Raw genomic sequence first — 14,399 nt, 5'->3', positions numbered from 1 at the left:
TCGCTTAACTTTTTACCGAGCTTTCAGTATTTTTAACTTGAGCATCAATAGTGCGAGGTTCATTTAAAGAGGCCGCGATTTCGTCTTCTTTCATGGATTTTTTGAAGTCTTTCACTGCGCCACCGACATCTTTACCCAGATTTTTAAGCTTTGATGTACCGAAAAGTAAAATCACCACGATTGCAAAAATCAGTACATGCCAAATTGATAAACCCGCCATCATTCTATTCCTATAAAACTTTGGATATATCTCAACAGTTTGGCATGACAAAGATGTGACATTTATATTGCAGTTTTAAGACAGTGCATTTATCCCATGCTAAATAGTGCTAGCATAAGCAGCCTATCAAGACATGATAAAAAAATAGATCGACATGACCTTCATTCTTCCAGTAAGTGCCTTTATATTCGGGCTATTGCTTGCTCAGTTCAGAGTCGCAGAACAGGCGAAGAAAGTCCTATCTTCCTTATTGGCACGGCTTTTTATCCCGGCGGTGATCATCTACAACATGGTGTTTTATCAGGCAGGCAGCTTGGCCTTGATGGGATTTAGTTTTATTACTTCGATTATTTTATTTTATAGTTTTTTCCTTCTTTCAAAGGATCGCTTACAAGCGCTCTGTGTGAGTTATAGCAACATCGGCTGGTTGGGTTTTCCATTTGCTATCGCCTTATTTGGAGAGCAGGTCAGCGCAGCCATGATTGCGTTATATATTGGTGGTTCACTGTTTGGCAATATCTGGGCGGTGGCTGCGGTTTCAGACGGGCCGACGGATTACCTTGCAACATTGCAAAAAGTACTGAAATCACCCCCTGTATTGGCCTTGCTGGCAGCCTTGGTTTTATGGCTGTTGAGAGGGCATGATTTGCAGGGCAATGCGCTGGTAGAAGGAGTGTATGAGATTGCCAAGTTTGGGATGAGCTTTGCCGGCATGTGCATTCTGGGAATGTGGCTGAGATATACCCGTGTACATGTAGCTGATTTGCTGTTGAGTACTCGAACCTTAATGTTCAAGCTACTCTGTGGCGTCATCATATGTACCATGACTTATTATTTTGTCGCCATGCCGCAGATTGAATTTATGATTCCAGTTCTGTTTTTCTTATTCTGTCTACCGCCTGCCGCCAATATTGTGGCATTGGAGACGCATTATCAAGGGACAGGTGTTTCAGCCCGCTATATTGCTGCAGGAACTATTGTCAGTTGTATTGTGATTGTGATCTATGGTCTATTGCTACATATAAAAAGTGCCCTCATATAGGAGAGCACTTTGGGGTTTTAAACCAGACTGGCTTTAAATAGCTGCATGGCTTGACCACGATGGCTGATCTTGTTTTTCTCAGCTTTGCTGAGTTCAGCACTCGACACATTGAGTTCAGGTAGCCAAAATAAAGGGTCATAACCAAAGCCATTTTCACCACGTGCTGCTGTTAAAATCTCACCTTTCCAGATACCTTGGAAAATTTGTGGCAGCGGGTCTTCTGCATGCGTGACCAGTGCGAGTACACACACAAACATCCCTTCAATCACTTCGCCGTCTTTACGCAAAGGTGCAAGATCGGTCAGCAATTTTTGATTGTTGGCAGCATCATTCCCATGTTCGCCCACATAGCGTGCAGAGTAAATCCCCGGTGCACCGCCTAAAACCGGAACACATAGACCAGAGTCATCTGCAAGTGCAGGTTTACCTGAAAGCTTAGACGCATGACGTGCCTTGATAATGGCATTTTCGACAAAGCTGAGACCGTCTTCGATGGCATCTTCAATATCGAGTTTGCCTTGGGGAATAATCTCGACAGGAAGATTCAGTTGTTGAAAGAGGTGTTCAAATTCGACAACTTTGCCTTTGTTATTACTTGCAAGCACAAGGCTGCCTTGGTTGAGCCAAGATTGGGTAGACATATGAATTTTTAGATTAGCCTAGATTAAGTGGAATTTTAGGGTGTTTTTATGCAATAGGATAGTGCTGAATTATCACATTCTGAAAGCTAAGAGTAATTGCTCTTTTTCCCTCATATCTTTAACTTTGTGTAGATAAGAAATCTTTTAAATCGGTTGTGAACTCTTTAAATACAGCATCTGGTTCAGAAGGCGTATATCCTTCAAAACTTAAGTAGAACTGGTCATCATAATAATTTAATAACTCAAAAAGATCCTCATTCTCTACAGCCTTAGATAAAGCCAAAAGCTTCTGAAGAAAAGGAAATAGAAGCTCTTGGCTTTTGACTAGCTCTAAATGTTTTTCAATATAATCTTTTAAGAGTTTATTGACTGATTCCTTTGTTAAATCTGTATTAAATAGACTTCGGGATAATTGATTAAAATAGGTTGTAACTTGTTCTGGTGTTGATAGAAAGCATATTTCTAAAGCTAAATCATTCGATGAATCTTTTTCTAATGTCTCAATTGCCCACCTTTGGATTTCTTCTGCAGTGATTATTTCCAATTCTAGTTTTGCTTTGAATATTGCCTTTTCTATCTCGCTCATTTAATAAACTTAATTAAGGATGATGTTACCAATATAATAAAAAACCGACTCTTACAAGTCGGTTTTTATATCACTCAATCGATCTAAACAAAATTATTGCGCTTGAATCCATTTATCAGCACGGTCACGTGCAGTACGAATCTGGTCTTGGGTCAAGTTTGCAGCCAACGCCGTTTTCTTACCTTCAGAAAGTTTGATCACTTTGGTATCGAGCATGCCATCACGGGTTGAAAGCTCATACCACTGATAAGCACCCATATAATTTTTCTTTTGCTCTTCCATCATGGCAAGATTAAAGCTGGCACGGTTATCGCCATTGCTGGCTGCTTTCTCGAAATATTTACGAGCCAAAGCTTCGTCTTTCTTGGTGCCGATACCATCGGCATACATACGGCCCACATTCAATTGTGCTGCAGATAAACCTTGATCCGCAGCAGCCTTGAATAAGGTAAATGCCTGTTTCTCATCTTTAGCCACGTCTTTACCATACTGGTAACGGGTCGCTAAATAAAATTGTGCCCCCGCCTGACCAGATTTGGCTGCGCTTTGTAATCCACCGATGTCCATCACTGAATAACGCGCTGCCTGTGTTGCGACCGATTGTGGTTGGGCAACATAGTCAGCGTGCGCTTGTATACTGATCAGACCAAATAAAAATGTGCTGATTAATGTCTTTTTCATAGAGCGCTCACTCGATAAATTGCGACTTCACCAAATAGGTTCGGCATATGCTTGCTGAGCATACTACCTTGTTGGTCACCATTAACGGCAAGTCGATTAATAATTTTAATCCGGTTCTCGGCACATAAGGCTTCAAAGTCACGGAAAGTACATAAATGAATATTCGGGGTGTTATACCACATATAAGGTAAAGCTTCCGAAACAGGCATTTTCCCTTTTAATGCAAGAAAAGAACGCGTCTTCCAATGCGCAAAGTTTGGAAAAGTAATAATTGCCTGTTTGCCGACACGCACCATATCACGGAGTAATACATCGGGTGCATCTACAGCTTGCAAAGCTTGTGCCATCACCACAGAGTCAAAAGACTGGTCGGCAAAGCGGCTTAAACCGAGGTTCAAGTCCTGTTGGATAATATTTAACCCCCGACTGATGGCAATTGCAATCTTTTCTTGATCGATTTCTAACCCATAGGCACGAATATTGTGCTGTTTGCTCATGTGAGCCAGCAATTCACCATCACCACAGCCTAAGTCTAACACGCTAGAGTTCGGGTTAATCCATTTTTCGGCGAGTTGTTGATCTATACGCATCAGTGCTGCTCCTGTCGTGTCGATTGCAACTGTTGTTCTCCACCTAAAAATGCCCGTAGTGTTTTTACATAGAGGGGAATAGGGAACAAGAATGAATCGTGACCTTGCTCGGCATCAATATCCAGGTAGCTGACAGGCTTATGATTATCAATCAAGGCATCCACCAGTTCCTGTGAACGACTCGGACTAAAACGCCAGTCCGTGGTAAATGAAATCACCAGAAACTGGCATTTCGGCTTACTCATGGCCTTTGTTAAAGAGTGCTCATATTCACGGGAAGGGTCAAAATAATCTAGTGCCTTGGTCATAATCAAGTAAGTATTTGCATCGAAATTGCGACTAAATTGTTCACCTTGGTAACGCAAATAGCTTTCAACCTGAAATTCGACATCGAAACCATACATAAATTTGCCTGACTTGAGGTCACGGCCAAATTTCTGCTTCATGGCTTCTTCAGATAAGTAGGTGATATGCCCGACCATACGTGCCAGAATCAGGCCGCGTTTCGGATAGCTGTCATTTTCCAGATAGCGGCCATGATGGAAGTCTGGATCAGAGAGAATTGATTGGCGTGCCACCTCGTTAAAGGCAATATTTTGAGCCGAGAGTTTAGGTGCGCTGGCAATCACGGCACATTTTTTCAAACGATCAGGGTAATCCAGTGACCATTGCAAGGCTTGCATGCCCCCTAAAGAGCCACCAATAATGGAATACCAAACCTCAACACCGAGTCGGTCGGACAGCATGGCTTGGGTTTTGACCCAGTCCCGCACGGTGACCAGTGGAAAGTCTGGACCATAAGGGCGATTTTCATTTTCTGGATTCGGTGAGGTTGGGCCGGTTGAGCCGCTACAACCCCCGATATTATTTAATGAAACAACAAAGAAATGATCGGTATCAATTGCTTTTCCTGGTCCAATACAGCTATCCCACCAGCCTGCTTTTTTATCATCTTCATGATGATAGCCGGCAGCGTGATGATGTCCTGAGAGTGCATGACAAATCAGAATGGCATTGGATTTATCTGCATTGAGTGTTCCATAGGTTTCAACCATTAAATCAAAACGTGGTAATACTCGACCACATTCAAGCTCTAGCGGTTGTTCAAATTGAAACTTTTGTGGTGTGACTAAACCCACTGAATCCGATGGAAAAGACACTGGAATGATTCGCCCTATAATAAATCATTAATAATAAAAGGATACCAATTCAGGTATCCTTTCAAAAGTCATTTTTTCTGATATTACAACTCAGCTTTACTGACGATTATGTGATATTTCACTCATCTAAACGGCTGCGGCAGCCACTTGATCGGTGGTCAAGACACCTTGCTCAATCAAACGGTTGGTACATGCAATAATGGCTTCAATTGATGAGGTCACGATGTTGTCATGTACGCCAGCACCGAATGCACTTTTACCTGTACCTTTCACCTGAAGTTCAATCAAGGCAAGAGCTTTGGCATTGGCACCTGAACTGATGCTGCGCTCTTCGTAGTTCACCACGTCAATCGGTAACTGTAAAGCATTTAACATGGCTGAAATCGGGCCATTACCTTCACCCCGTAGACGTTGAATTTCGCCGTCGATTTCAACGTCTAATTCAATGATTTGTGTACCATTAATATCTGATAATTGATAATGCTTGGTGTGATAATGGCTGTTTTTTACGTCCACATAAGTCTTTTCAAACAAAGACCAGATTTCATGGGCGCTGATTTCAGTGCCATTTTCATCGGTATGTTGCTGTACGATCTGGCTAAATTCGATTTGTACACGACGTGGCAAGGCAACGTTGTAATTCGATTCTAACAAGTAAGCAATACCACCTTTACCTGACTGGCTATTGACACGAATCACCGCATCGTAGTCACGACCCAAGTCTTTCGGATCGATTGGTAAATACGGCATATCCCAGATTTCTTCGTTTTTCTGGAACTCGAAACCTTTCTTAATCGCATCCTGATGTGAACCAGAGAACGCCGTAAAGACTAAGTCACCTGCATATGGATGACGAGGGTGTACTGGTAAACCCGTACATTCTTCAACCGTTGCAATCACTTCATTGATATTTGAGAAGTCCAAGTTAGGTGCAACACCCTGGGTATACATGTTCAAGGCAATTGCCGCAACGTCAACGTTACCGGTACGTTCACCATTTCCAAATACACAGCCTTCAACCCGGTCAGCACCTGCCATAATTGCCAATTCAGAGGCTGCGATACCGCAACCACGGTCATTGTGACAGTGAACCGAGATAATCACGCCATCACGACGTGCCAAGTTGCGGTGCATCCATTCGATTTGATCGGCATAGACATTCGGCGTCGACACTTCCACGGTTGCAGGCAAGTTCAAGATGACTTTGTTGGTTGGTGAAGCTTCCCAGATTTCAGTCACCGCATCGCAAACTTCTTTGGCGACTTCTAATTCGGTTGCGGTGAAACATTCGGGACTGTACTGGAAAATCCATTCTGTTGCAGGATACTGTGCCGCATATTCCTTGACTTTGCTTGCCGCATTCATAGCAAGCTGTTTTGAACCGTTGGCATCGACATTCAAGACTTTCTTGCGGAAAGTCGGCGAGTTTGAATTATAGATATGGACAATCGCGCGTTTTGCATCAACTAAAGCTTCGAAGGTACGTTCAATCAAGTGATCACGTGCTTGCACCAATACTTCGATATAGACATCATCTGGAATCAAATTTTCTTCAATCAACTTGCGAGTAAAGTCGAAGTCGATTTGTGACGCAGAAGGGAAGCCGATTTCAATATGTTTAAAGCCAATCTTGACCAACATATGGAACATTTTTAATTTTTGTTCCATGTTCATCGGTTCAAAAATTGCCTGATTACCGTCACGAAGGTCGGTACTCATCCAGATCGGTGCCTGATTGATTTCATTATTTGGCCACTGGCGATCGGGTAAATCGACGCGCTGGTACATACGGCGGTATTTTTTGCTTGGGTCAGCCAACATCATGAGATAACTCCTTGTCGTAGCATGGTTGCTGAGTCAAATAAAAGGCAACGTGCTACAAATACATATGGTGTCTATAAGAATTAATTTAAAGCGAATTTGGGGATCGAGTGCCTAAAAATGTAGGCTAAAAATTTATACGCGCGCGAGGCGCAGCATCAGGAGAAGAGCAGCAAGATGTGTTGTATGAGACGGGTGGGTAAAGCCGCGATTTGTTTTCATCATCTACCATTCGTATGGGTTATTTAATTTTGCAGTTATATTAATCATCTAACTGGGTTCAGTCTAGGCGAAAATACAGACGGCTGCAAAGGTCTATAAAACATTTTAAAGACAATGAATGGAAAATATTTCCCTGTTTTTTGCACTATTTTAATTTTAATGGGGAAAATTTCCCGTAATTTTATGAATTAGAGATAAAAAAAATTAATTTTATCTCTAAGCTTTGAAAAGTGTACGAATTATAACTCAGCCCATTTGCGCATCAGGTTGTGGTACAGGTTAGTGAGTTTAATCACTTCTGGATGTGTATCGCCTAACTGCATACGCAGGTTTTGAATGGTCTGATCCAGGGTAAATAGCATATTCCGGTCAGAGTCATCACGCACCATGCTTTGCACCCAAAAGAATGAAGCTGTTCTGCACCCGCTGCTGATCGCAGTCACCTCATGCAGACTGGATGATGGGTAGAGCACCATATCACCCGCGGGTAATTTTGCTTCGTGATAGCCGTAAGTATCTTCAATGACCAGTTCACCACCTTCATATTCATCAGGTTCTGATAAAAACAAAGTGCAAGATAAATCGGTGCGTAATCGCTCTTTCGTGCCACGAATACGACGAATTGAATTATCGACGTGGAAACCGAAAGCTTCCTGATTTTCATAGCGATTGAATAGTGGCGGAATAATATCCAAGGGCAAAGCTGCTGAAAGGAACAGCGGGTGCTTGCCCAGTTCTTCTAAAATGATGTTACTGAGATGATGAGTTAAAGGATGATCTTCTGGTAATTGCTGATTATTCTTGACCGTTGCCGAAAGTGTCCCTGCGGTGACTTTGCCATTGGTCCATTCGATTTTGTCCATTTCTTCACGAAAGTACTGAACCTGTTCTTTGCTTAATACATGAGGAATATGATGGATCACAGTAAATACCTTGTGAGAATAATAACTGATAAAAAATAGCCTCATTATGAGGCTATTCTTACGCTAAAAGCCATAATTAAATTATGGCTTTTATTCGGCTTAGTATTTGAAGTTTACCGATAATACTGCACTACGGCCTTCTGCTTCAGTTGCATAATGCGATGCATAGGCTTTGGTGAAGTAGCGTTTATCCGATAAATTGTTAATGTTTAACTGCAGGTCAACATTTTTATTAACGTTATAACGAGCCATTGCATCGTAGCGGACATAGCCTGGAACCCATTTGGTATTCGCCGCATCGCCATAGACTTTATCCATCGCTACTGCACCAGCACCTAAAGTCAGCTGTGGCAATACTTTATATGTTGTCCAAAGTGTGGCTGAGTTTTTTGCAACGTTTTGAACTTGGTTACCATTGTTTGGACTTGCGACATAGTTACCGTTACTGTCTTTGGCAAAGCCTGCATCAACGATTTCACTATCTAAATAGGTATAACCCGCTGATACCGCCCATTTATCGGTGATGTAACCATTCGCACCAAGCTCGATACCATCTACGCGTGTTTCACCAATATTACGTGTAAAACCATCGGTATCTAAGGCACGTGTATTCTCTTTTTCAGTACGGAAAATGGCAGCAGTTAAATTCAATTTATCATTTAATAAATCCCATTTAGTGCCAATTTCGTATGTTTTAACTTCTTCAGGCTTTAGGTTGTTAATCGCACGGGATTGTTCATCTGTCGTATTGCGTCCCGGTACGCTAATCCCTTCTGATCCGTCACCCGCATCCACACCTACAGGGTTGGCAGAAGTTGCATAGCTGATATAAATCGCACCATTTTCAGCTGGTTTGAAAGTAAGGCCAGCTTGATAGTTGAAGAAATCATGACTTGAGCTGTATTTTGTTCCAGCTTTGACTGATCCTGAGTCTTTATTGTACTTCATATCAGTTTCAAATTTGTCCCAACGCACACCCAGGTCAAGTAACCATTGTGGAGTGAGGGTAATGTTGTCTAGAACATAAACTGATTGAGTTTTTGAGGTGATATTTGTCACCTTAGGATTTTTTTGTATGTTTCCTAACCATGCATCACCAGCGTTAGGATTGTTTAGATCGGTACACCAGCCATTAGAATTAGATAATGAACAAGCATTGTTTGCATTATTGTTATTTGAACTGCCTCCAATTTTTGTAGTGTTTGGGTCGGTAACAATGTTGGTACCGCGATCTGAATCTTGCTTGGAGTATTCAGCACCGGTATTAAAGCTATGCTTTAGCGCACCTGTATTAAACTTACCGGTTAATGCCAGTTGATCTGTAAAGGTATCTGTATTGGTTAAATTGGTATTGACGCGACGCCAAACTTTACCATTTACGACATTGCCTTGGCTGTCATCTGGTTGAGTCCACAAGTAGTCGTTTTTAGATTTGCTGTAGACAGCGGTATTGCTGAGGGTCAAATTATCAGCTAAATCATGTTCTAGCTTGAGGGTACCGATCTGATTTTCTTGTTTCTGGAAATCACGATCTTTCCATCCATAATAAGTACCCTGTTTAACATCTACAGGCTTACCAGCAGTTGCTTTCTTGGTAGTATCATATTGATAAGGAATACCCGAATCCGGTTCATCATCAGTTTTCAAGTAGTAGTAGCTCAAGGTTCCACGAGTGGCAGAATCTAATCCGAAACTAATACTTGGTGCGATACCAGCACGCTTATATTCAGCACCATCATGCTGCCCAGCTTTTTCATTTTGATGACCCATCACCACGACACGAGCTGCTACGCCATTACCAAAATCTTTATTTCCATCTAAGGTAAGGCGGGCATAGTTGTCTGTACCACCAGAAATCGAACCTTCTAAAGCATCGCCTTTTTTAGCGACTTTAGAGATCATGTTGATGCTACCGCCGGAGGTACCCGCACCACCTAAGGCAGAGGCAGAACCTTTGGTTACTTCGACTTGTTCAACTGCGAACATTTCGCGGTTTTGGGAGGTTGCACTACGAACGCCGTCAACATACATTGAGCTTTCAGAGTTATAACCGCGAATAAATGGACGATCACCATTCGGGTTACCACCTTCACCGGCACCAAGGGTAATACCCGGGATTGTACGTAACGCATCGCTTAAGGTTGTAACTTGCGTATCTTCAATCAGTTGTTTTGAAATCACAGAAACCGACTTTGGTGTATCCAAAAGCGGGGCAACAAATTTATGGTTTGCAGAGTTATCAACCTTGAGGCTCTGTTCTTGTTCTGCATGCGCATGAATGGTTGGGAGTTGAACGGGTTGTTCTTGTGCAATCGCAGGTACTGCAATGACCGAAAGTGATGATGCAATTGCAGAAGAAACGAGTTTCTTCCGTGATTTGATAAACGACATGAGACACGCCTAAACAGTATAAAAATTCATGCAAAGAATAATCATTCTTATTTCTATATTCATTTGTTTGGAATTGATTTTTCCAATTCCTTAAGCTTTTAATTATGGAAATACGAATAAAGTTTTGTTCTGAAATGTAGTTAATTTGTTGATTTTTTTCTTTAATCTAAAAAAACGATTGTTATTGTATAGATTATTTTTAATTTAGATTTTTCTATTTTGGCTATTTTAATCTGGATTAAAACGGTCTTGCTGAAAATATTGTGGCAAAGTGATTGAATATCAATTTGTTAATTTTAATGAATCAGAATTTAAGCAGTTTTATACGGTTAAAGCAAAGAGAAAAGGACAATTTTTAGCTTCCGATTTTGTATATCCAGAAAGTTGTCATATAATGTGGCACTTTAAAAATTGTTATTACTAACTAATATCGAGGAAGCCATGCAAGTAACGACTGAAGCGGTTTCGGGCGTTGCCCGTCGTTTAAATGTTTCTGTACCGACGAGCCGTGTTAACGAGCAGTTTGAAGCTCGCTTAAAACGCACTGCCAAAACTGTGAAGATCAACGGCTTCCGTCCAGGTAAAGTGCCTTTAAATGTTGTTCGCCGTGAATATGGTGCGGGCATTTATCAAGAAGTTGTGAATGACGTCATTCGTGACAGCGTATTCGAAGCAATTCAACAAGAAAAAATCAATGCAGTGGGTATGCCAAACATTGAAAAAGTTGAAAACAAAGATGATGCTTTAGTTTTTGAAGCAACTGTTGAAGTTTATCCAGAAGTAGAAGTGAAAACTTTTGCTGACTTGGAAGTTGAACGTAAATCATCGGAAATCAACGATAAAGACGTTGACGTGATGATCGAAAACTTGCAAAAACAACGTCAAACTTGGGCTGTAACCAAAGGTATGGCGAAGAAAGACATGCAAGTGACTTTCGACTTCGAAGGTACTGTTGATGGTGAGAAGTTTGAAGGCGGCGCTGCTGAAGACTTTAAACTTGTACTTGGTTCAGGTCGTATGATCCCAGGTTTTGAAGACGGTATCGTTGGTATGAAAGCTGGCGAAGAAAAAGTTATCGATGTAACTTTCCCAGAAGATTACCAAGCTGAAAACTTAGCGGGTAAAGCGGCTCAATTCAAAATCACTGTGAAGCAAGTTGAAAAACCTAAACTTCCAGAAATCGATGCTGAATTCTTAAAAATCTTTGGTTTAACTGAAGAAGAAGGCTTAGACAAGTTAAAAGCTGACGTTCGTAAGAATATGGAACGTGAAGTTCGCAACGGTCTTCGTAATCAAGTTAAACAGGCTGCATTTGATGCGCTTGTTGCTGCGAACGAAATCGAAGTTCCAGCGTCTATGGTTGCTCAAGAAATTGACCGTCAACGTCAACAAATGATCCAGCAATTCACGCAACAGTTTGGTGCTCAAGGTGCAGGCGCATTTGACAGCAGCATGCTTCCAGATGAATTGTTCAAAGAGCAAGCTGAAAAATCAGTGAAGCTTGGCGTATTGGTAAGCAAGGTATTGGCTGATGCTAAACTTGAAGTTGACCAATCACGTGTTGATGCTTACATCGATGACATGGCTTCTTCTTATGAAGATCCAACTGAAGTGGTTGAATACTTCAAAAATGACAAACAACAACGCGCTCAAATCGAAGCTGTTGTGTTAGAAGATCAAGTGGTTGATCACATCTTGGCTGCTGCTAAAGTAAAAGATGTTGCGATTAGCTACGAAGACTTATTGAAAGAACAACAAGCTCGTCGTGGCTAATCTTTCAAAAGTTGATTAAAGAAAAAAGGCGCTTAATGCGCCTTTTTTCTTTAATATTAAGTTATATATTCGGTAAATCTTTAAACAAATGAATTGGGCAGTTAAGGCTCTAATTTTGCTCTATTCTCTCGTATGCGAAATACTGGAGGGCAGGGCCGGCAGAATTCGAAAATTTCTATCCTCGAAAGTATTGCTGCAAGTGCTTAAAACCCTATGTTATGAAAGTGTTAATTTCTCGAAAAATTACCAGATTTTAGTCTAAATAATCGAATATTTCAGATTGAACCTTTTGCAATTTCATCGATTATCCCTCATATTGTTGGCATAGATCGGGTCACAATAATTTAGGAATAAGTAAACATATGTATGTTCCAACAATTGAAAATGCTTTAGTTCCTGTTGTCGTTGAACAATCCTCTCGTGGTGAGCGTTCATTCGATATTTTTTCACGTCTATTACGTGAGCGTGTTATTTTCTTAACGGGTGAAGTTGAAGATAACATGGCGAACTTAATCGTTGCGCAGATGTTATTTCTTGAAGCAGAAAATCCAGAAAAAGACATCCACCTTTATATCAATTCACCAGGTGGCTCAGTCACTGCGGGTATGGCGATTTATGACACCATGCAGTTTATTAAACCTGATGTTGTCACTTACTGCATGGGCCAAGCCGCATCAATGGGTGCATTCTTGTTAAATGCGGGTGCCAAAGGCAAACGTTACTGTCTGGAAAATGCACGTGTCATGATTCACCAGCCACTCGGTGGTTTCCGTGGTCAGGCTTCAGATATTGAAATTCACGCGCGTGAAATTCTGTTTATCAAAGAACGTTTAAACCGCTTGATGGCCGAACATAGCGGTCAGGATTATGAAACGGTTGCGCGTGACACAGATCGTGACAATTTCATGACTGCACAAGCAGCCAAAGAATATGGTTTAGTAGATGAAGTGCTAAGCAAACGTCCCTGATTTAGGACCTAAGTTTAAGATTTAAGTTGTGGAGTAAATATGTCCGAACATCCTCAAGGACAAAAACATTGTTCATTTTGTGGTAAGACGCAATCTGAAGTTGGAAAATTGATTGCTGGTGAGGACGCATATATTTGTAATGAGTGTGTGGATGTCTGCTTGGACCTGGTGCAAACCAGTCAACAAGTTGAAGCAGGTGATTGGGCAACCAAGCCATTGCCAAAACCACACGAAATACGTGCTGCCTTGGATCAATATGTAATCGGGCAAGATGTTGCCAAGAAGACCTTGTCTGTTGCGGTCTATAACCACTATAAGCGTTTGAAAGTGGGCCAGTCGAATCATGGGCATCAGGATATTGAAATTGCGAAAAGTAATATTCTGCTGATCGGCCCGACCGGTTCAGGTAAAACCTTACTGGCGCAAACGCTGGCACGTTTACTTGATGTACCATTTGCGATGGCAGATGCAACCACCTTAACCGAAGCCGGTTATGTGGGTGAAGATGTTGAAAACATTGTGCAGAAGTTATTGCAAAAAGCCGATTACGATGTAGAGAAAGCGCAGAAAGGCATTATCTATATTGATGAGATTGATAAGATTACCCGTAAATCTGAAAATCCTTCAATTACCCGTGATGTGTCTGGCGAAGGCGTACAACAAGCATTATTAAAAATGATTGAAGGTACGGTTGCTTCTATTCCGCCACAAGGTGGTCGTAAGCATCCACAGCAGGAATTCATCCAGATTGATACCGCCAATATCCTGTTTATTTGTGGTGGTGCATTCTCTGGTCTGGAAAAAATCGTACAGCAACGCCAAGAGAAGGGCGGAATCGGTTTTACCGCGGATGTGAAGAATAAAGATGACAGTAAAAAAGTCTCTGAATTGTTCCGTCAGGTTGAAGCAACGGATCTGGTTAAATTCGGTCTGATTCCTGAATTTATTGGTCGTTTGCCCGTCATTGCAACTTTGGAAGAGCTGGATGAAGAAGCATTGATGCAGATTCTGACAGAGCCTAAAAATGCATTGACGCGTCAATACCAGTACCTGTTCACGATGGAAGATGTCGATCTGGTCTTTGATGAGTCTGCATTACGTGCTGTTGCGAAGAAGGCGCTGGATCGTAACACCGGTGCACGTGGTCTGCGTTCAATTCTGGAAAATGTCTTGCTTGAAACCATGTATGACTTACCAAGTCGTACTGATGTCGGTACCGTGATTGTGGATGAAGCGGTGATTAATGGTACGGCGAAGCCAACCTTTAAGCCGGAACGTCTACCACAGACAGGTACACCCGAACTGATTGAAAAGAAGGATTTGAAGGTGGTCGATTCTAAATCGGCTTAATTCTCGTCCATCTGAAAAAGCATGAAAGGCT

Annotated in this window: 13 protein-coding genes; 4 read left to right on the top strand and 9 right to left on the bottom strand. The window is 41.7% G+C overall.

The features are described 5' to 3' along the window. Nucleotides 1–4: 4 nt before the first annotated feature. On the bottom strand, nt 5–220 hold the full coding sequence (tatA, locus tag ACINWC323_RS12635; protein ID WP_009510569.1) for a Sec-independent protein translocase subunit TatA: 216 nt from the start codon (nt 218–220) through the stop codon (nt 5–7). Between the two features lie 154 nt (nt 221–374). On the opposite strand from tatA, the gene ACINWC323_RS12640 reads away from it, so the two are divergent. Further along, nucleotides 375–1,262, top strand: coding sequence for an AEC family transporter (locus ACINWC323_RS12640; RefSeq protein ID WP_009510604.1), 888 nt, complete (start codon nt 375–377; stop codon nt 1,260–1,262). A gap of 17 nt (nt 1,263–1,279) precedes the next feature. Here the strand turns inward: ACINWC323_RS12640 and rdgB are convergent, their stop codons facing one another. From rdgB to ACINWC323_RS12680, 8 genes are all read right to left on the bottom strand, one after another. Next, nucleotides 1,280–1,903 (bottom strand): RdgB/HAM1 family non-canonical purine NTP pyrophosphatase, encoded by a 624-nt coding sequence (gene rdgB, locus ACINWC323_RS12645; protein WP_009510590.1) that lies wholly within the window; start codon nt 1,901–1,903, stop codon nt 1,280–1,282. Between the two features lie 118 nt (nt 1,904–2,021). Next, nucleotides 2,022–2,489, bottom strand: coding sequence for a hypothetical protein (locus tag ACINWC323_RS12650; protein ID WP_032881310.1), 468 nt, complete (start codon nt 2,487–2,489; stop codon nt 2,022–2,024). 93 nt (nt 2,490–2,582) lie between these two features. Then, nucleotides 2,583–3,170, bottom strand: coding sequence for a tetratricopeptide repeat protein (locus tag ACINWC323_RS12655; RefSeq protein WP_005227336.1), 588 nt, complete (start codon nt 3,168–3,170; stop codon nt 2,583–2,585). Continuing rightward, nucleotides 3,167–3,760 carry a methionine biosynthesis protein MetW gene (metW, locus tag ACINWC323_RS12660; protein WP_004775800.1) on the bottom strand — a complete coding sequence of 198 codons (594 nt, stop codon included), beginning with the start codon at nt 3,758–3,760 and terminating at the stop codon, nt 3,167–3,169. Before metW ends, ACINWC323_RS12655 begins: the two co-directional genes overlap by 4 nt. Further along, nucleotides 3,760–4,920 (bottom strand): homoserine O-succinyltransferase MetX, encoded by a 1,161-nt coding sequence (gene metX, locus ACINWC323_RS12665; protein WP_032881307.1) that lies wholly within the window; start codon nt 4,918–4,920, stop codon nt 3,760–3,762. Before metX ends, metW begins: the two co-directional genes overlap by 1 nt. A gap of 126 nt (nt 4,921–5,046) precedes the next feature. Continuing rightward, on the bottom strand, nt 5,047–6,744 hold the full coding sequence (gene leuA / locus ACINWC323_RS12670; protein WP_032881304.1) for a 2-isopropylmalate synthase: 1,698 nt from the start codon (nt 6,742–6,744) through the stop codon (nt 5,047–5,049). 458 nt (nt 6,745–7,202) lie between these two features. After that, nucleotides 7,203–7,886, bottom strand: coding sequence for a Fe2+-dependent dioxygenase (locus tag ACINWC323_RS12675; protein ID WP_009510594.1), 684 nt, complete (start codon nt 7,884–7,886; stop codon nt 7,203–7,205). A 99-nt stretch (nt 7,887–7,985) separates the two neighbouring features. Beyond that, nucleotides 7,986–10,277, bottom strand: coding sequence for a TonB-dependent receptor (locus tag ACINWC323_RS12680; RefSeq protein WP_009510552.1), 2,292 nt, complete (start codon nt 10,275–10,277; stop codon nt 7,986–7,988). A 441-nt stretch (nt 10,278–10,718) separates the two neighbouring features. Here ACINWC323_RS12680 and tig point away from each other — a divergent pair, with 441 nt between their 5' ends. The 3 genes from tig (at nt 10,719) to clpX (ending at nt 14,368) form a co-directional block, all read left to right on the top strand. Next, nucleotides 10,719–12,050 carry a trigger factor gene (gene tig, locus ACINWC323_RS12685; RefSeq protein ID WP_005227325.1) on the top strand — a complete coding sequence of 444 codons (1,332 nt, stop codon included), beginning with the start codon at nt 10,719–10,721 and terminating at the stop codon, nt 12,048–12,050. Nucleotides 12,051–12,412: 362 nt separating this feature from the next. Beyond that, the gene (clpP, locus tag ACINWC323_RS12690) at nt 12,413–13,018 is read left to right on the top strand and encodes an ATP-dependent Clp endopeptidase proteolytic subunit ClpP (protein ID WP_004775790.1); all 606 of its coding nucleotides are present in this window, start codon (nt 12,413–12,415) and stop codon (nt 13,016–13,018) included. 39 nt (nt 13,019–13,057) lie between these two features. Next, nucleotides 13,058–14,368 (top strand): ATP-dependent Clp protease ATP-binding subunit ClpX, encoded by a 1,311-nt coding sequence (gene clpX / locus ACINWC323_RS12695; RefSeq protein ID WP_005227324.1) that lies wholly within the window; start codon nt 13,058–13,060, stop codon nt 14,366–14,368. Nucleotides 14,369–14,399 lie beyond the last annotated feature (31 nt).

The sequence above is a fragment of the Acinetobacter sp. WC-323 genome, from assembly GCF_000314615.1.
GTDB classification, from domain to species: domain Bacteria; phylum Pseudomonadota; class Gammaproteobacteria; order Pseudomonadales; family Moraxellaceae; genus Acinetobacter; species Acinetobacter courvalinii.
The sequence above is the reverse complement of the archived record's forward strand: the minus strand, read 5'-3'. Positions and strand labels throughout refer to the sequence as shown.